General features: G+C 62.1%; 18 protein-coding genes. 8 read left to right on the top strand and 10 right to left on the bottom strand.

Annotation, left to right across the window (positions count from 1 at the left end; translation table 11 throughout):
- Window positions 1–373: 373 nt before the first annotated feature.
- From DOM27_RS02685 to DOM27_RS02665, 5 genes are all read left to right on the top strand, one after another.
- Window positions 374–1,801 carry an NCS1 family nucleobase:cation symporter-1 gene (locus DOM27_RS02685; protein WP_110654503.1) on the top strand — a complete coding sequence of 476 codons (1,428 nt, stop codon included), beginning with the start codon at window positions 374–376 and terminating at the stop codon, window positions 1,799–1,801.
- A gap of 209 nt (window positions 1,802–2,010) precedes the next feature.
- Window positions 2,011–3,003, top strand: coding sequence for a 4-hydroxyproline epimerase (locus tag DOM27_RS02680; protein ID WP_110654502.1), 993 nt, complete (start codon window positions 2,011–2,013; stop codon window positions 3,001–3,003).
- 66 nt (window positions 3,004–3,069) lie between these two features.
- The gene (locus tag DOM27_RS02675; RefSeq protein WP_110654501.1) at window positions 3,070–4,017 is read left to right on the top strand and encodes a dihydrodipicolinate synthase family protein; all 948 of its coding nucleotides are present in this window, start codon (window positions 3,070–3,072) and stop codon (window positions 4,015–4,017) included.
- A gap of 95 nt (window positions 4,018–4,112) precedes the next feature.
- Complete coding sequence (locus tag DOM27_RS02670) at window positions 4,113–4,775, top strand: GntR family transcriptional regulator (protein WP_110654500.1); 663 nt, start codon at window positions 4,113–4,115, stop codon at window positions 4,773–4,775.
- A 41-nt stretch (window positions 4,776–4,816) separates the two neighbouring features.
- A complete protein-coding gene (locus DOM27_RS02665; protein ID WP_110654499.1) occupies window positions 4,817–6,121 on the top strand; it encodes an NAD(P)/FAD-dependent oxidoreductase in 1,305 nt (434 codons plus the stop codon).
- Here DOM27_RS02665 and DOM27_RS02660 read toward each other — a convergent pair.
- The 7 genes from DOM27_RS02660 to puuE all read right to left on the bottom strand — a co-directional run bounded on the left by DOM27_RS02660 (window position 6,118) and on the right by puuE (window position 11,999).
- Entirely contained in the window at window positions 6,118–6,972 is an 855-nt protein-coding gene (locus tag DOM27_RS02660; RefSeq protein WP_110654498.1) for a bifunctional allantoicase/(S)-ureidoglycine aminohydrolase, read from the bottom strand. The genes DOM27_RS02665 and DOM27_RS02660 overlap by 4 nt on opposite strands.
- A gap of 59 nt (window positions 6,973–7,031) precedes the next feature.
- Complete coding sequence (locus DOM27_RS02655) at window positions 7,032–7,889, bottom strand: MurR/RpiR family transcriptional regulator (RefSeq protein WP_110654497.1); 858 nt, start codon at window positions 7,887–7,889, stop codon at window positions 7,032–7,034.
- Window positions 7,890–7,902: 13 nt separating this feature from the next.
- Window positions 7,903–8,631 carry an amino acid ABC transporter ATP-binding protein gene (locus DOM27_RS02650; protein WP_110654496.1) on the bottom strand — a complete coding sequence of 243 codons (729 nt, stop codon included), beginning with the start codon at window positions 8,629–8,631 and terminating at the stop codon, window positions 7,903–7,905.
- The gene (locus tag DOM27_RS02645) at window positions 8,612–9,268 is read right to left on the bottom strand and encodes an amino acid ABC transporter permease (RefSeq protein ID WP_110654495.1); all 657 of its coding nucleotides are present in this window, start codon (window positions 9,266–9,268) and stop codon (window positions 8,612–8,614) included. The genes DOM27_RS02650 and DOM27_RS02645 overlap by 20 nt, the downstream gene beginning before the upstream one ends.
- A complete protein-coding gene (locus DOM27_RS02640) occupies window positions 9,265–9,960 on the bottom strand; it encodes an amino acid ABC transporter permease (protein ID WP_110654494.1) in 696 nt (231 codons plus the stop codon). Before DOM27_RS02640 ends, DOM27_RS02645 begins: the two co-directional genes overlap by 4 nt.
- A 14-nt stretch (window positions 9,961–9,974) precedes the next feature.
- On the bottom strand, window positions 9,975–10,790 hold the full coding sequence (locus DOM27_RS02635) for a transporter substrate-binding domain-containing protein (protein WP_110654493.1): 816 nt from the start codon (window positions 10,788–10,790) through the stop codon (window positions 9,975–9,977).
- A 285-nt stretch (window positions 10,791–11,075) separates the two neighbouring features.
- The gene (gene puuE, locus DOM27_RS02630; protein WP_110654912.1) at window positions 11,076–11,999 is read right to left on the bottom strand and encodes an allantoinase PuuE; all 924 of its coding nucleotides are present in this window, start codon (window positions 11,997–11,999) and stop codon (window positions 11,076–11,078) included.
- A gap of 239 nt (window positions 12,000–12,238) precedes the next feature.
- Between puuE and DOM27_RS02625 the strand changes: the two genes are divergently transcribed.
- The gene (locus DOM27_RS02625) at window positions 12,239–12,970 is read left to right on the top strand and encodes an aspartate/glutamate racemase family protein (protein ID WP_110654492.1); all 732 of its coding nucleotides are present in this window, start codon (window positions 12,239–12,241) and stop codon (window positions 12,968–12,970) included.
- Window positions 12,971–12,988: 18 nt separating this feature from the next.
- Here the strand turns inward: DOM27_RS02625 and DOM27_RS02620 are convergent, their stop codons facing one another.
- Window positions 12,989–13,693 carry a GntR family transcriptional regulator gene (locus DOM27_RS02620; protein ID WP_245392560.1) on the bottom strand — a complete coding sequence of 235 codons (705 nt, stop codon included), beginning with the start codon at window positions 13,691–13,693 and terminating at the stop codon, window positions 12,989–12,991.
- 147 nt (window positions 13,694–13,840) lie between these two features.
- Window positions 13,841–14,227 carry a hydroxyisourate hydrolase gene (gene uraH, locus DOM27_RS02615; RefSeq protein WP_110654490.1) on the bottom strand — a complete coding sequence of 129 codons (387 nt, stop codon included), beginning with the start codon at window positions 14,225–14,227 and terminating at the stop codon, window positions 13,841–13,843.
- A gap of 113 nt (window positions 14,228–14,340) precedes the next feature.
- On the opposite strand from uraH, the gene uraD reads away from it, so the two are divergent.
- A complete protein-coding gene (uraD, locus tag DOM27_RS02610) occupies window positions 14,341–14,880 on the top strand; it encodes a 2-oxo-4-hydroxy-4-carboxy-5-ureidoimidazoline decarboxylase (RefSeq protein WP_110654489.1) in 540 nt (179 codons plus the stop codon).
- Window positions 14,881–15,067: 187 nt separating this feature from the next.
- Window positions 15,068–15,877 carry an IclR family transcriptional regulator gene (locus tag DOM27_RS02605; protein ID WP_245392585.1) on the top strand — a complete coding sequence of 270 codons (810 nt, stop codon included), beginning with the start codon at window positions 15,068–15,070 and terminating at the stop codon, window positions 15,875–15,877.
- Window positions 15,878–15,918: 41 nt separating this feature from the next.
- Here DOM27_RS02605 and DOM27_RS02600 read toward each other — a convergent pair whose 3' ends face one another.
- Window positions 15,919–16,773: an SDR family oxidoreductase gene (locus DOM27_RS02600; protein WP_110654487.1), complete on the bottom strand. Its 855-nt coding sequence runs from the start codon at window positions 16,771–16,773 to the stop codon at window positions 15,919–15,921.
- Between the last annotated feature and the right edge of the window lie 31 nt (window positions 16,774–16,804).

Here is a 16,804-nt window from a genome sequence, read left to right as displayed (position 1 = left end):
CTCCCCTTGGTGTCGGCCTCAATCTGCTGCCTTCGAATATCGTACACAAAACATGCCGATATCGTTCCTCGCACCGATAGGGTGCAGAGGCTCTACATTTTGCGCATCGAGCGTGCTCTCTCCACTCTCGTGAGCGACTAGCCACATTTCGGCGGCCTCTACAGACCGCATCATCAGGGTAATTCAGCCAACAGGGCCGATACGGGATCCCATGACCTAACGCCTTGCTGGGCGGTGTGATTATTCGTGACCGACCGACTTCTGCTCAGTTGCGACCACCTACGACCATCGTGAAATAGCGAATATGGCACGTATCTTGTATACAAAAAAACGGGAATCACAATCATAAATCGCCCCACGGAGGGCACACGCCATGTCGCAACTTCCTCCTGGCTACAGCGATCGGCTCTACAACGCCGACCTGGCGCCCACGACGCAAAACTGGAACTGGTACAACATCCTCGCCTTCTGGCTCTCCGACGTCCACAGCGTCGGCGGTTATGTGGTTGCCGCCAGCCTGTTTGCGCTCGGCCTGGCGGGCTGGCAGGTGTTGATCTCGTTGTTGGTCGGCATCTGTATCGTGCAGGTATTCGCCAACCTGATGGCCCGGCCAAGTCAGAAGGCGGCGGTGCCGTTCCCGGTGATCTGTCGGCTCTCGTTCGGCGTATTGGGCGCCAATATTCCGGCAATGATTCGCGGCCTGATCGCGGTGGTGTGGTACGGGATTCAGACGTTTCTCGCCTCCAACGCCCTGACCATCGTGATCCTGCGCCTTTTTCCTGGCATGGAATCGCTGGCCGGCCCCAGCTTTCTGGGGCTCTCCTATCTGGGTTGGATCAGCTTCATGCTGCTGTGGTGTCTGCAGGCGATCGTGTTCTGGCGTGGCATGGATTCGATCCGGCGCTTCATCGACTGGAGCGGCCCGGCAGTCTATCTGGTGATGTTCGCCCTGGCAGCATGGCTTGTGTGGCAGGCGGGCTGGTCCAACATCAGCTTCACCCTCAGCGACATCCAGCTCTCGCCCAGTGAGCAGCTATGGCAGATGGTGATCGCCGCGGCGATCGTTGCCGGTTACTTTGCCGGCCCGACGCTCAACTTCGGCGACTTCACCCGTTATGCCAGGACATTCGACGACGTCAAGCGCGGCAATTTCTGGGGCCTGCCGATCAACTTCCTGGTGTTCTCGGCGACCACGGTGATGATGGTCTCGGCGACGATTCCGGTATTCGGCGAGATGATCGATGACCCCATCGAGACCGTCTCCCGCCTCGACAACACCTTTATCGCCGTACTGGGAGCCGCGACTTTCGTGACGACGACCATCGGCATCAACATCGTCGCCAATTTCGTCGCCCCGGCGTTCGATTTCTCCAATATGGCGCCCAGCAAGATCAGCTTTCGCACCGGCGGCTTCATCGCCGCCGTCGGCTCGATATTCCTGACGCCGTGGAACCTGTTCAGCAATCCGGAGATCATCCACTACACCGTCGACCTGCTCGCGGCGGCCATCGGCCCGCTCTACGGCATTCTGATCATGGACTACTACCGGATCCGCCGCGGCCATATCGATATCGACGCCCTGTTCAGCGTCGATCCCGACGGTCCCTACTGGTATCGCAACGGCTTCAACCCGGCCGCGGTGAAGGCCGTGGTTGCGGCGACCTTGATCGGTATTCTGATCAACTTCCTGCCGCTGGGCGATCTCGGCCACTTCTCGGTGTTCATCGGCGGCGCGCTCGGTGCGACGTTCTATTCGATGGCGATGCGCCGCGCTACCGCCGCGGCGGCCGTCGCCTCGTAAGCGCCCGCTCTGTCTCCTTGAACGACTCGCGTTCTCTCCCTTACCGGCGCCTTCCGCGCCGGTTTTTTGTGTCACGCCGGATTTCCCGAGCGACACGACTTCACATTTCGCCGCGAAGATTGTATAAAATCTACAATATCCGAATCATTCACCCTCCCGATGCTTACTCCAGATGTCTGCGAGTCCGCCCAGATCAGAGGAAAGCCTGCATGAAGCGCATCCATGTCATCGACTCCCATACTGGGGGAGAGCCGACTCGCCTGGTGATGGACGGCTTTCCGGACCTGCCGGGCGCCACAATCGTCGAACAGCGCGATGCATTGCGGGAATCACACGATCACTGGCGTCGCGCCTGCCTGATCGAGCCTCGTGGCAATGACGTGCTGGTGGGTGCGCTCTATTGCAAGCCGATTTCCCCGAATGCCACCTGCGGCGTGATCTTCTTCAACAATTCAGGCTACCTGGGCATGTGCGGCCACGGCACGATCGGCCTGGTGGCATCGCTGCATCATCTCGGCCTGATCCAGCCCGGAGATCACCAGATCGACACCACCGTCGGCCCGGTCAGCGCCACGCTGCACGAAAACGGCGCGGTGACGGTGCGCAACGTGCCCGCCTATCGCTATCGTCAGCGTGTCCCGGTCGAGGTGCCCGGCTACGGCGTGGTCCACGGTGATATCGCCTGGGGCGGCAACTGGTTTTTCCTGGTCGGGGAACACGAGCAGACGGTAACCCTGGCCAACGAGGAGGCGCTGACGGCCTTCACCTGGGCCATCCGACAGGCGCTGGATGCCCAGAAGATCACCGGCGAAAACGAGGGTCATATCGACCATATCGAACTGTTTGCCGAAGACGTCGCCACCACCGCCATCAAACCCGCCGACAGCCGCAACTTCGTGCTCTGCCCGGGCAAGGCCTACGACCGCTCCCCTTGCGGTACCGGTACCAGCGCCAAGCTGGCGTGCCTCGCCGCCGACGGCAAGCTGGCGCCGGGCGAAATCTGGACCCAGGCCAGCATCACCGGTAGCCGATTCGAGGGACGCTTCGAATGGGAGACTCAGGAGCGGGAAGACCAGGCCCAGGAAGATAGGCGCCCCAGCCTTATTCGTCCCTATATCAAGGGCAATGCCTACATGACCGCCGACGCCAAGCTGCTGATCGACGAGAACGATCCGTTTGCCTGGGGCATCACTGCGTCGTAGCCATACGGGAAATAGCCATCCGTAGGCTCATCCCGACAGATCATCAACAGATTCCAGAGGACAACCATGAACGACACTATCTTCACCGGCTGTATTCCTGCACTGATGACCCCTTGCACCGCCGATCGCACGCCGGACTATGACGCACTGGTCGCCAAGGGACGCGAGCTCGTCGACCTAGGCATGCGCGCAGTGGTCTACTGCGGCTCGATGGGTGACTGGCCACTGCTGAGCGAAGCAGAACGTCAGGAAGGCGTGGCGCGTCTGGTCGCCGCCGGCGTGCCGGTCATCGTCGGCACCGGCGCGGTCAACTCGAAGGAAGCCGTGTCCCACGCCGCGCATGCGGCAAAGGTGGGCGCTCAGGGGTTGATGGTCATTCCCCGCGTGCTCTCCCGCGGTACCGCGCCCGCCGCCCAGAAAGCGCATTTCTCGGCGATTCTGAAAGCCGCTCCCGAGCTGCCGGCCGTGATCTACAACAGCCCCTATTACGGCTTCACCACCCGCGCCGAGCTGTTCTTCGAACTGCGTCGCGAGCATTCCAACCTGATCGGTTTCAAGGAGTTCGGCGGTGCCGACGATCTGCGCTACGCCGCGGAGCACATTACTTCTCAAGATGACGATGTCAGTCTGATGGTCGGTGTCGATACCCAAGTCTTCCACGGCTTCGTCAACTGCAACGCCACCGGCGCCATTACCGGAGTCGGCAACGCCCTGCCCCGTGAAGTGCTGCAACTGGTCGCGCTGAGTCAGAAAGCCGCCAAGGGCGATCTCGCAGCCCGCCGCCTGGCCCAGGAGCTGGAATCCGCACTGGCGGTACTTTCCTCCTTCGATGAAGGCGTGGATCTGGTGCTTTATTACAAGCAACTGATGGTGCTCAATGGTGATAGCGCCTATGCGCTGCACTTCAACGAAAGCGACGTGTTAAGCGCAGCGCAGCGCCGCTATGTCGAGACCCAGTACGCGCTGTTCCGCGAGTGGTATGCACAGTGGTCGGTCCAGCTCGACCTGGACTAGTACGTTCGGGCCTAGCACGCTCGGGCTTGAAAAGTCGGCGCGTGATTTTTTGATTGCATACAATATCCAAAATTCTATGCAAACGATGAGACCTCATGGCGACTTTCAAGACCCGCGCCCAGCACGTCGCGGATGATCTGCGAGAGCGGATTCTCGGCGGCGAATTCAAGGGCGGCTCGCAGCTACGCCAGGATGCGCTGGCCAAGGATTACGACGTCAGCCGCATCCCCGTCAGGGAAGCGCTGCTGACGCTGGAGTCAGAAGGCCTGGTGGAGTTCCACGCCCACCGCGGCGCGTTCACCACCGAGCTGTCGGTGACGGCGATTCGCGAGCTGTTCGACCTGCGCGTGCTGCTCGAGACCTACGTGCTGCGCTACGCGATCCCAAAGCTGACCGCGGCGGATCTCGATCATGCCGAAAGCATCCTGCGCCAGTACGATGCGGCGCTCGATTCCGGCAGCCAGATCGACAACTGGAGCGAATACAACTTCGCGTTTCACCATGCGCTGTACGCGCCTTCTGACCTGCCCGAGACGCTGGCCATGATCGGCCAGCTCAATACCAAATCGGGGCGCTATATCCGCATGCAGCTGGTCTACACCCGTGAGATCGAAAAGGCGGAACTCGAACACCGCGAGCTGCTGGAACTGGCCCGGCAAGGCAAGGTGGAAGACTCCTGCCAACTACTGGAAAGCCATATAAAGGACGCCGCCGAAGGCATCGCAGCAGTGCTGGACAAGAGCCTGCGTAGCGCCTGATTCGTCAGCATTCCCCCATTGCCCTGGTCGTGAGGTAGCGCATGCCGGACCCATCTCATCCTGTTCCGCCCGAGACAGAGAGCAATGCCGACATCGTTGTCGTCGGTGCCGGTCTCATCGGTGTCACCAGTGCCCTGGCACTGGCACGCCAGGGCCACCGCGTGCTGGTGCTGGACAAACAGGAGCCGGGGCGCGGCGCTTCCTACGGTAACGCCGGACACATGGCCACGGAGCAGGTCTTTCCGATCGCCGATGCTTCGATTCTCAAGTCGCTGCCCGGCATGCTCGTCGACCCGATGGGCCCGCTGCGACTGGATTGGAAATACCTGCCCCGTGCGCTGCCGTGGTTGACGCGACTGGTGCTGAACCTGCGCCCGGAACCCTTTGCCCGGAGCGTGGCCGGTATCCGTGCCCTCAACGAGCGCAGTCTGGCGGCGTGGCACCGTCTGCTGGCATCGGTCGACAGCGCTCACCTGCTGAGGGTGGATGGATCACTGCTGGTCTACGAAAAGTCGGAATCACGCCACAAACTCGAGGCGCTCGAAGCACGCATGCGCGAACAGCAGGTGCCGGTAGAGCGGTGGGATCAAGATGCGGTCCAGCGCGCGGCACCTCAGCTGTCGGATGATCTGCTGGGCGGGCTGTTCTTCCCCGCGACGGGTCATGTGCTGGATCCGTGGCGCGTCGTCAACATCCTGGTCGATGCGGCCAAACAGGAAGGGGTGCAGTTCGAGCAGGCCAGCGTGCAGTCGGCGCGATTGACCGACAGCGGCGTTGCTTTGATGACCGATGCCGGTGAACGCCGCGCCAGCCAAGTACTGCTCGCCTGCGGCGCCCATTCAGCCGAGTTGACCGCGCAGCTCACCGGCAAGCACGTGCCGCTGGATACCGAGCGCGGCTATCACCTGATGCTGCCTCGCGAGCACGACCGACTACCCTTTGCGGTCACATCACTAGAGCGCCGCTTCATCATGACCCCGATGGAAACAGGCCTCAGGCTCGCCGGCACCGTGGAGTTCGCAGGGCTTGACGCACCGCCCAACATGGCGCGGGCCTGGCAGCTTCACCGGCTGAGCCAGGGCCTGTTCAAGACCGATCTCGATGCCGAGACCGCCACGCCGTGGATGGGTTTCCGCCCGTCGCTGCCGGACTCGCTGCCGATCATCGATCGGCTCGAGAATGGCCGCGTGCTGCTGGCTTTCGGCCATCATCACCTAGGGCTGACGCAGTCGGCGATCACCGCCGAATTGATCGCCGATCTGGCTGGCCCAGCCGACGGCCACGCATCGGTCGAGCGATACGATCTGCCACCGCTGGATCCCTATCGGCTCTCCCGCTTCGGCTAACTCCCGGAAAGCGACAGTTTCATGTGCCGGTTGACGTCCTTGTAGAGCAGATAGCGAAACGGCTCCGTCCCGGCGGCATAGCAGGATTGCGGACAGAAGGCGCGCAGCCACATGTAGTCGCCGGCCTCGACCTCGACCCAATCCTGGTTGAGGTGATAGACCGCGCGGCCCTCGAGCACGTAGAGCCCGTGCTCCATCACGTGCGTCTCGTCGAAGGGAATCACGCCGCCCGGCTGGAAGGTGACGATGGTCACGTGCATGTCGTGGCGCAGATCCGCAGGGTCGACGAAGCGCGTGGTCGCCCAGCGACCGTCGGTATCCGGCATCGGTGTCGGTTCGATCGCCTGATCGCGGGTCACGAAGGCATCGGGCACCTCGATACCCTCGACGAATGCATACGCCTTGCGGATCCAGTGGAAGCACACCGGTGTCTCGCTCGTGTTGCGCAGCTGCCAGTCACAGCCCGGCGGCAGATAGGCGTAGCCGCCCGGCGCCATCTGGTGCGTCTCTCCCGCGACGGTCAGCGTCATCTCCCCTTCGACCACGAACAACACGCCTTCGGCGCCGCTGTCCGGTTCCGGGCGCTCGCTGCCGCCGCCGGGGGAGACTTCCATGATGTACTGGGAAAAGGTTTCGGCGAAGCCGGAGAGCGGCCGCGACAGCACCCATAGCCGTGTCTTTTCCCAGTGCGGCAGGAAGCTCGTGACGATATCGCTCATCACGCCCTTGGGAATCACCGCATAGGCCTCGGTAAATACCGCGCGGCCGTGAATCAGCTGACTCTGCGGCGGCAAGCCGCCGTGGGGGGCGTAGTAGGTTCTCTTGGGTGCATCGTGGCTACGCTGCGGCATGCTCTCTCCTGACGGTTCTGAATGACGAAGGTTCTCGATGGAGATCGACGGCGCGTTCTCTACAGGGCCAGTTCGTCCAAGGCTTCATACAGCTCGGTCACTTCGCCGATCCTGGCCCGCCCTTGTGCCAGCCTTTGATGCAGCATGGCATTGGCCAGCAGGCTGATCAGGCTCATGGCGCAGGCGTAGCTGTCGAACGCCGAATTGGTCTCCAGCGCACACTCCAGCCGCCAGGTGACCCGTTGCGCATACTTGGCCGTGGTCGAATCGCCGATCAGCAGCACGCGTTGTTCGCGAGCGTGCAGTGCCTGCACCAACGTGTCGAACAACCTGGGCCGACGGCGAAAGCCGATCAACACGATCAGCGTGCCGGATTCGAGCTCGACCAGTTCCTCGGCCAACGACTGATTGGGCGCCGGCAGCAGACGTACGTTGGCGCGCGCCTGCAACAGTTGCTGGCGTAGATGCAGGGCCACCGGGTAGCTATTGCGATAGCCTATCACGGCCACGGCGGGCGCCTCGTCGAGCGCGCGAGTCACTTCGTCGAACAGCACCGGTGTCAGACCATCGAGACACTGGCGCAGGTTTTGCTGCTCGCGTTCGGCGTGACGGCGAAAGCGCTCGACACCTTCTCCCAGCGTATCGGTGCCGGAGGCCAGCGGCACGCCGTAGTGGCGAAGCTGCCGCGCGTGCGCCTTGACCGCCTTGAAGTCAGCGTAGCCCAGACGCTTGAACAACCGGGTCACGGTTGCCTTGGAGACGCCGCTGAGCCGCGACAGATCGGCCGCACTATAGACCGCCAGATCCTCCAGATGGGCCAGAATGAAGTCCGCTACCCGACGCTCCTGAGGGCCCAGCACCGCAAAATGCTGCTGCAGTCGGCGACCGATATGCGCTTGCGTGTTCGCTCCCGGCATGGAGGCATTCACTCTAAAGCACGGACGCAATGAACTGGCTCAGCTCCGGCGTCTTCGGCTGGCTGAACAGCGTCTGCGGATCGCCCGATTCGTGAATCCGCCCCTGATGCATGAACACCACGCGATGGCTGACGTCGCGGGCGAACTTCATTTCATGGGTGACCAGAATCAGCGTCATTCCCTCCGCGGCCAGATGCTCGAGCACGCGCAACACCTCGCCAACCAATTCCGGGTCGAGCGCCGAGGTCACCTCGTCGCACAGCAGCACCTTGGGGTTCATCGCCAGCGCTCGGGCGATGGCGACGCGCTGCTGTTGACCGCCGGAGAGCTGCGCCGGATAGGCATCGACCTTTTCCAACATCCCCACCTTGTCGAGCACTTCCTCGGCGATTCGGCGCGCTGCGGCTTTCGACGTCTGCTTGACCACCACCGGCGCCAGCATCACGTTCTCGATCACCGTCTTGTGCGGAAACAGGTTGAAGCTCTGGAACACCATGCCGACGTTCTGGCTCAGTTCACCGGGCGACATCGCCGCGCCGTCGAGGCGCTGACCGGCCAGATGAATCGTGCCCCAGTCGTGACGTTCGAGCTGGTTGAGACAACGCAAAAGCGTGCTCTTGCCCGAGCCACTACGACCGATGATCGCCACCACCTCGCCGGTCTCGACCTCCAGGTCGATGCCCTTGAGTACCTCCAGCTCTCCGAAGGATTTATGCAGGTCTTTAACGGATACCAGCGCCATAGAGCTTTTTCTCCAGGTGACGGGCATAGCGCGACAGCGGATAGCAGAGAATGAAGTATCCGAGCGCCACCAGCGCGAAGATGGTGAAGGGGGCGAAAGCCGCGTTATTGAGCATGGTGCCGGCCTTGGTCAGTTCGACGAAGCCGATCACCGAGGCTAGGGCGGTGCCCTTGATGACCTGTACGGAAAAGCCGACGGTCGGCGGTACGGCCAGGCGCAAAGCCTGGGGCAGAATGACGTGGCGCATCGACTGCAGGTAGTTCAAGCCGAGCACACGGGACGCCTGCCACTGGCCGCTGGGTACCGCCTCGACGCAGCCGCGCCAGATGTCGCACAGGAAGGCGCTGGTGAACAGCGTCAGCGCCACGCTGGCCGCGGTCCAGGCCGAGACATCGAAGCCCAGCACGGCGGCGCCGAAATAGGCCAGGAATAACTGCATCAGCAACGGCGTGCCTTGGAACAGATCGACGTAGAGCCGGATCAGCCACCGAATCGGCTTCAGCCCGCCCATGCGCGCCAGCGTCAGCACCAGCCCGACGATCGCGCCGCCGGTAAAGGCGATCAGCGACAGCACCACTGTCCAGCGTCCCGCCAGCATCAGATTGCGAACGATGTCCCACAGTGTGAAATCCGTCATGCCGAACCTCCCTGTCGATAAGCGAACAGGCGGCGCCCGACGAACTCGAACAGCAAACGCAGACCCACCGCCAGCAGCAGATAGATCGCCGTCGCCACCAGATAGACCTCGAAGCCACGGAAGTTACGCGACTGGATGAAGTTGGCGGCGTAGGTCAGATCGAACACCGAAATCTGGGATACCACCGCCGAGCCCAGCATCACGATGATGCACTGGCTGATCAGTGACGGATAAACCCGCGAGAAGGCCGGTACCAGCACCACGTGTCGAAAGCTCTGCAGGCGGGAAAGCCCCAACGCCCGCGCGGCTTCATGCTGCCCCTTCAACGTCGAATCGATCCCCGCGCGCAGGATCTCGGCGGTGTAGGCGCCAAGATTGAGGATCATCGCCAGCAATGCGGCCACCGGGGCGCTGATCGAGATGCCCAGCGCCGGCAACCCGAAAAACAGGAAGAACAGCTGCACGATGAATGGTGTGTTGCGGATTACTTCGACGTAGCCGCCAAGAAGGCGCCCGACGAGGCTCGGCCTGCCATCGCGCGCTGTATCGCTGGCACTATCGCGGAAATAAGCGACGACGACTGCCAAGGCGATCCCGACCACGGTGGTGACGACGGTGAGCCACAGCGTCGTCACCAGGCCCTCGAGGATCACGTCCGTGTACGGTAATAGCGTGGAAAAATCCAGCGTCATGGACGGTCACCGGCTCAGGAGGAAAGGTCGTCGGGCAATGCGGTGTGGAACCACTTCTGCGACATCGATTCCAGCGTGCCATCCTGTTTGGCCTGCTCGATCAGTGCATCGACGCGAGCCTTCAGCGCGTCGTTGTCTTGGGTCAGACCGATATAGCAGGGCGAGTTCTTGATCTGGAAGACCATGGTTGGCGCTCGCTCGGTATTACGCTCGGCGATCTGTGCCGCGACCACGTTACCGGTGGCGATATAGGAGACCTGACCGGAAAGAAATGCGGAGATCGTGGTCGCGTTGTCCTCGAAACGCTGGATGGTGGTATCGCTCGGTGCCAGATCCGAGAGCTCCATGTCCTCGACCGAGCCACGAGTCACGCCGATGGTCTTGCCGGAGAGACCCGCCGACTCATCGATCGGATCCGCTTCAGGCGTACCGAACACGCCGAGGAAGAACGGCGCGTAGGCTTCGGTGAAGTCGATCACCGCGGCACGTTCAGGGTTCTTGCCCAGGCTCGAGATCACCAGGTCGACCTTGTCGGTCTGCAGGAACGGGATGCGGTTCGCACTGGTGACGGTCACGAGCTTCAGGTCGACATCCATCTGATCGGCCAGGTAATGCGCCATGTCGATGTCATAACCCTGCGGCTGGAGATCGGTGCCGACCGAGCCGAACGGCGGGAAATCCTGCGGTACCGCGACACGCAGCGTGCCACGCTGCTCGATGGTTTCCAGATCGCTGGCCTGTGCCGACAAGGCGGTAAGGCAGGCGACGACGGTGCAACAGAGTGCCAGCACGACCCGGCGAGAGAATCGGTTCTTGGCGAAAGCGAACATGCCATACCTCCTGACGAGAGCTTGTACGTTGTTATGCAGGCAGAGAAACGATTGGCGTCTTCTCTGTGGAATAGGAAACGTTTGTTTCACATCCCTACGTAGCAAGCGTGACGCCAACCCGATCGGATTGGCCGTGATTCAGGAGGTTAGCGAGCCTTACAGCCTCAATGTCTATCCTGGCCGAGAGACGGCCAGGGCTGAAAAACATCGGGTCAGGTGCATCGGACCTTCGCTCGCACCACAAGTGAGCACAACTCCGCCCCGAGGGATCGCAGAGTCGACCGGCTAGGAGGCTGGATGTGTCGTCGCCCAGTGGCGGGCGATATCCACACGCCGAGTTATCCACACCCGGTCATGCGCTTCGAGGTAATCGAGAAAACGCTGCAACGCCCGGAAACGCCCGGGGCGACCGACCAGCCGGCAATGTAACCCGATCGACAGCATCTTCGGCGTCTCGGCGCCTTCGGCGTAAAGCACATCGAAAGCATCGCGCAGATACTGGAAGAATGGCTCACCGTGATCGAAACCGGTCGGCGAGGCGAAGCGCATGTCGTTGGTATCCAGCGTGTAAGGGACGACAAGATGCTGATGCGTTTTGCCCTGACTGTCCTCGGCCGGCATCCAGAACGGCAGGTCGTCGCCGTAGTAGTCGCTGTCATAGAGGAAGCCGCCCTGATCGAGCAGCAGACGCCGGGTATTGGGGCTGTCTCTTCCGGTATACCAGCCCAGTGGCAGCTCCCCATAGAGCGACTCAAAAATCGCCAGCGCGCGTTCGAGATGTTCGCGCTCGATGGCTTCCGGCATGTTCTGGTAATGGATCCAGCGGTAACCGTGGCAGGCAATCTCGTGCCCGAGCGCCTTGAACGCCTGGGCGACTTCCGGGTTGCGCTCGAGCGCCATCGCCACTCCGAAGATAGTCAGCGGCAGGCCGCGGCGCTCGAATTCACGCAGCACTCGCCATACCCCGGCCCGGGAGCCGTATTCGTAGATCGACTCCATGCTCAGGTGGCGGTCGGGATAGGCGTCGGCACCGGCGATCTCGGAGAGAAACTGTTCGGAATGGCTATCGCCGTGAAGGACGCTATTCTCACCGCCCTCTTCATAATTAAGCACGAACTGCACTGCCACGCGGGCCTGTCCCGGCCATTTGGCGTGCGGTGGGTTGCGGCCGTAGCCGATCAGATCACGAGGATAGTCAGGAGAGATCATGTGCAGCGCCTTTTTTGTGGGGATGGCTGTCGTGGAAATGAACGTTGTCGGATTGGCCGGTATCGAAATATGCGTTGTGAAAATGGTCGTTATCGACCCCGCCGTCACGGTGATATCCCAGGCAATGCCCATGGAGCGGCATCACTCCCTGTTACTGTCGATATTGTATTCAAAGTCGGTTATTTTTGTGGACAAAATAAACCTACCGCGATTTTCTCGCCTCGCCAAGGTGGCATGCCATGCAGATCCACGTCATCAATCCCAACACGACCGTCAGCATGACCGACAAGATCGGTGCCTGCGCCAATCGGGTGGCCGCCAAAAGCACGCGAATTCATGTCAGCCAACCGGATAGCGGGCCGGTCTCGATCGAAAGCCACTTCGACGAGGCGATCAGTGCGGTTGGCGTGCTGGAGGAGATACGCCGCGGCGAAGCGCTCGGCATGGATGCCTACGTCATCGCCTGCTTCGGCGACCCGGGCCTGCTCGCCGCCCGCGAACTGACCCGCGCCCCGGTCGTCGGCATCGCCGAGGCCGGCTTTCATATAGCGACGCTGATCAGCACGCGTTTCTCGGTGGTCACGACGCTTTCACGCACCGCGATCATCGCCGAGCATTTGCTCGAACAGTACGGGTTCAGCCACCATTGCCGCCGAGTGCGAACCACCGACCTACCGGTGCTGGAGCTGGAAAATCCCGCCGGCAACGCTTATCAGGGGCTATTGGAAGAGTGTCAACGAGCGCGGGATGAGGACAACATTGGCACCATCGTGCTGGGCTGCGGCGGCATGGCCGACCTCACCGAGCGCCTGAGTCATGACCTGCAAATGCCGGTGATCGAAGGCGTCAGCGCCGCGGTGAAACTGGCCGAGTCATTGGTGTCGTTGGGCCTGGGCACCAGCAAGCACGGCGATCTTGCCTTTCCGCGACCCAAGCCGTTCAGCGGCCGCTTCGCCGACTGGGGCAAGTAGTCGAATCTCGCCAGAGCATTAGCCGAAGATCGCTCTCAAGTCCGGCGCTTCATCGGTGCTTTCTTCAATCGACAGCGACGCCTCGATCGCCTTGAGGTGGCGCTGCATGAAAGCCACCGCACGTTCCTCCTTGCCGGTTTCCAGCAACGTGATCATTTCGTCGTGATCGTGAGATTCGCAGCCCAGATGACCCGAAGATCCATAGACCGCCAGAATCAGTGACGATCGCGAGCAGAGGCGTTCAATGAATTCCGCCAGCGGCGTGTTGCCGGAGAGCTCGGCCAGGCGCTGATGGAACTGGGCGGAAAGCTGAATCGCCCGGCTCTGCTCGCCGGCTCGCAGCGCCTGGCGTTCGCTCGTTGCCAGCGCGCGCAACGCCTTGGCGTCGGCCGGCTTCATTCGGCGGGCAACCCACGGCATCAACTGGCACTCGACGAGCTGGCGTGCGGCGAACACATCGCGTGCTTCGTCGATGCTCGGCCGACTGACACTGGCCCCCCGACGTGGCGTCAGCGTCACCAGATACTCCAACGCCAGACGCTGGAGTATCTTGCGAATGCCGGTGCGGCTGACACCGAACACCTCCGCCATCGCGTCTTCGCGCAGTCGTGCACCAGGCGTGAGGCGGTGCTCGACGATCGCCTCGCGAATCTGCTGATAGATCGCTTCATGGCGCTCGGCGCCGTCGCCGGCCTTGCCCGCGCCCCGACTGCGTCCGCTCACCTTTGTGCTTTGCCCTTCATCTTGCGTTGTCGCTGTGTTCGCGCTTTTCGCCATTGTCGTTCGCTTCCCCCAGCGTGCGTCTTGAAGCCAATCGATCGAACGATTGTATACGCCGGCCCAGGAGATGACAGCTCAGGATGGCCGCCATCAACTGCCTCGGTATGTCGAGTAACTGAAGGGAGAAAGGAGAAGCGGTACGTGATAATGCTCGCCGGGTGCATCGACCGTGAACCGCAGCGGAATCCGATCGAGAAAATGTCCCTCGGCGGTGTGGCTGGCACGTAAGCCGGATGTGTGACCTGCCCGCAAATAATCACCGGCGTGAAATAGCAACTCGTAGACGCCCGCCGTGAAGTCCGCGCCCTCGAGCAGCGGAGCGTCGCATCGGCCATCGGCGTTGGTAATGACATCGATCAGCTTCAGACGGGTACCGCCTTCCAGCCGATAGAGTTCGACACGTAGATCGCTGGCAGGGCGACCGCGCGCCGTGTCCAGCACGTGTGTGGTCAGATAACCTTGCGGAGAATCGCTCATGATGGCCTCACTCGAATGACGGGCACAAGGGGCTCGAAATAGTGGATTGCCGAGCGCACCAAGCGTTAGCCTCATTCAATTGCGTTTGTATACGAAGGTCAACCGGAGTCCTCATGCCCCTAGCGCTTCTCTCTCCCAGGCCCAGCCAGTTGGGCCGCGACGACTTCACCGCCAGCTACGGCGATATCTACGAACACTCGCCCTGGATCGCGGCGCAGAGCTGGGATCTCGGCCTCGATGAGGCGCAGGATACGCCCGCCGGCTTGGCCGAGCGGCTACGTCAGCAGGTCGATGCGGCCTCAGCCGACGCTCAGCTGACGCTGATTCGCGCCCATCCCGATCTGGCCGGCAAGGCGGCGGTCGGCGGCGAGCTGACGCAGGATTCCCGCAGCGAGCAGGCCGGCGCCGGGCTCGATCAATGCACGCCGGAGGAATTCGCACGCTTCGAGCGGCTCAATGCGGCCTATCGCGAGCGTTTCGACTTTCCGTTCGTGATTGCCGTGCGCGGGCTCGACCGCCACGCGATCCTGGCCGCGTTCGAGACGCGCCTTCACCACACGCCGGAAGAAGAACGCCGCATCGCCATCGAGCAGATCCACCGGATTGCACTGCTACGCCTGGAGCATCGCGCGGCCGAAAGTCGTAGCCGCTAGCGCACAGACACCATCGAATCGAGCGGTTATCCTGATCGACTGATATGGGCGGACACGAGAGCGGCGACGGGTGACGGACAAAGAGCGGAATCGGGCGACTGAACAGCAGCGGAATCGGGCGAGTGAACCCGAGCGGCAGCGGGCGAGTGAACCCGAGCGGAATCGGGCGAGTGAAAAACGCCGAGCAGTGGGCCGACCGGCCGGTGACACCAAAAGCAGCGGCGGGCACAGTCAATCTCTGGTCAGGGGCCTGACCATTCTGGAAGGTCTGGCGGCAGCCCCCGACGGGCTGGCGCTTTCGGATATCGCCGAAGACGTCGAACTGGCGCCTTCGACCACGCACCGCTTGCTCCAGGCGCTGTTCCAGCAGGGGTTCATCACCCAGAACGTCGAAAGCGGTCTGTGGAAGATCGACGTCAAGACCTTCCGCATCGGCAACAGTTTCCTCGAAGCCCGGGATTTCGTCGCCACCGCCCGTCCGTTCCTGCGCCGACTCACCGCCACCAGCGGCGAAACCGCCAATCTGGGTATCCGCGACGACGGCATGGTGGTGTATCTCGCGCAGAGCGAATCCAAACAGATGATGCGCATGATCACCCGTCTCGGGTCACGAGCGCCGCTTCACGCCTCCGGTGTCGGCAAGGCACTGCTGGCATGGACGCCGCCTCAGGAGTTCGAACAGATCGTGGCCGGGCGCACGCTAGAGGGTGAAACGCCCAATACGCTGACCAATGTCGACAGGTTGCGCGAGCAGCTGATCGAGATTCGGCGTCAGGGTTACGCCGTCGATCGCGAGGAGCATGCCATCGGCCTCAACTGCGTCGCGGCCACGCTCCACGACGAAAGCGGCCTGCCGCTGGCCGCCATCTCCGTTTCCGGACCGGTCGCGCGTATCGATGACTCCCGCCTGCCCGAACTGGCCGCACTGGTGGCAGAGACGGCCCGCGAGATCACCGCCAAGATCGGCGGCAAGACGCCCACCGAGCCGCCGACCTAGTCATTGGGCCCGAAAAGTCGTCGAGTGCAGGCACTTTTCGGTTAGGTATTCAGGATCACGCCGCCGTTGAGGTGAATCGTCTGGCCGGTCATGTAGGAAGACTCCTGACTGGCCAGATAGACGTAGGCCGGGCCCATCTCGCTGGGCTGGCCGGCGCGCTTCATCGGCACCTGGCCACCGAAGCCCTCGACCTTCTCGTCATCGAAGCTGGCCGGAATCAACGGCGTCCAGACCGGCCCCGGCGCCACCGCATTGACCCGAATATCGCGATCTACCAGTGACTGCGCCAGCGAGCGCACCAGCCCTTGAATCGCTCCCTTGGTCGACGAGTAATCGATCAGCGTGGCGTTGCCCTTGAAGGCATTGACTGACGAGGTCGCGATGATGGTGTCGCCAGCAGCCATATGCGGCAGGGCTTCACGCACGAAATAGAAATGGCTGAAGATGTTGGTGGCGAAGGTGCGCTGCAGCTGCTCGTCGGTGATTTGCGTCACGTCGTCCCAGTCATGCTGCTCGGCAGCGTTGTTGACCAGAATGTTGAGCCCGCCGAGTTCGCTGCGCGTGCGCTCGACGGCTTCCCGGCAAAAAGTGGAGTCGACGATGTCGCCCTTGAGCAGCAGGCAGCGCTGACCCTCGGCTTCGACCAGCGCCTGGGTGTCTTCCGCATCACGATCTTCATCGAGATAGACCACGGCGCAGTCGGCCCCTTCGCGGGCGTAGTGCACTGCCACGGCGCGGCCGATACCGCTGTCGCCACCGGTAATCAATGCCACCTTGCCCTTGAGCTTGTCGGAGCCGCGATAGTCATCGCGGATGAACTCCGGCTCGGGCCGCATATCGTGCTCTTCGCCCGGCTGATGACTCTGATGCTGTGGGGGAAAATGCGATTCTGACATCTTGGCTCCCTCCTGAATGGAATCGAATGAA

This window comes from Salinicola halimionae (assembly GCF_003206065.1).
GTDB classification, from domain to species: domain Bacteria; phylum Pseudomonadota; class Gammaproteobacteria; order Pseudomonadales; family Halomonadaceae; genus Salinicola; species Salinicola halimionae.
This window is presented reverse-complemented; position numbering and strand designations above follow the sequence as displayed.

What these genes read in the sequence shown, in the direction of transcription:
- DOM27_RS02670 (WP_110654500.1), top strand. Translation starts at nt 4,113, where the DNA reads ATGGCGACTTTCAAGACCCGCGCCCAGCACGTCGCGGATGATCTGCGA.
- uraH (WP_110654490.1), bottom strand. Translation starts at nt 14,227, where the DNA reads ATGAGCGATTCTCCGCAAGGTTATCTGACCACACACGTGCTGGACACG.
- uraD (WP_110654489.1), top strand. Translation starts at nt 14,341, where the DNA reads ATGCCCCTAGCGCTTCTCTCTCCCAGGCCCAGCCAGTTGGGCCGCGAC.
- DOM27_RS02600 (WP_110654487.1), bottom strand. Translation starts at nt 16,773, where the DNA reads ATGTCAGAATCGCATTTTCCCCCACAGCATCAGAGTCATCAGCCGGGC.
- DOM27_RS02685 (WP_110654503.1), top strand. Translation starts at nt 374, where the DNA reads ATGTCGCAACTTCCTCCTGGCTACAGCGATCGGCTCTACAACGCCGAC.
- DOM27_RS02635 (WP_110654493.1), bottom strand. Translation starts at nt 10,790, where the DNA reads ATGTTCGCTTTCGCCAAGAACCGATTCTCTCGCCGGGTCGTGCTGGCA.
- DOM27_RS02665 (WP_110654499.1), top strand. Translation starts at nt 4,817, where the DNA reads ATGCCGGACCCATCTCATCCTGTTCCGCCCGAGACAGAGAGCAATGCC.
- puuE (WP_110654912.1), bottom strand. Translation starts at nt 11,999, where the DNA reads ATGATCTCTCCTGACTATCCTCGTGATCTGATCGGCTACGGCCGCAAC.
- DOM27_RS02640 (WP_110654494.1), bottom strand. Translation starts at nt 9,960, where the DNA reads ATGACGCTGGATTTTTCCACGCTATTACCGTACACGGACGTGATCCTC.
- DOM27_RS02655 (WP_110654497.1), bottom strand. Translation starts at nt 7,889, where the DNA reads ATGCCGGGAGCGAACACGCAAGCGCATATCGGTCGCCGACTGCAGCAG.
- DOM27_RS02645 (WP_110654495.1), bottom strand. Translation starts at nt 9,268, where the DNA reads ATGACGGATTTCACACTGTGGGACATCGTTCGCAATCTGATGCTGGCG.
- DOM27_RS02625 (WP_110654492.1), top strand. Translation starts at nt 12,239, where the DNA reads ATGCAGATCCACGTCATCAATCCCAACACGACCGTCAGCATGACCGAC.
- DOM27_RS02680 (WP_110654502.1), top strand. Translation starts at nt 2,011, where the DNA reads ATGAAGCGCATCCATGTCATCGACTCCCATACTGGGGGAGAGCCGACT.
- DOM27_RS02675 (WP_110654501.1), top strand. Translation starts at nt 3,070, where the DNA reads ATGAACGACACTATCTTCACCGGCTGTATTCCTGCACTGATGACCCCT.
- DOM27_RS02650 (WP_110654496.1), bottom strand. Translation starts at nt 8,631, where the DNA reads ATGGCGCTGGTATCCGTTAAAGACCTGCATAAATCCTTCGGAGAGCTG.
- DOM27_RS02660 (WP_110654498.1), bottom strand. Translation starts at nt 6,972, where the DNA reads ATGCCGCAGCGTAGCCACGATGCACCCAAGAGAACCTACTACGCCCCC.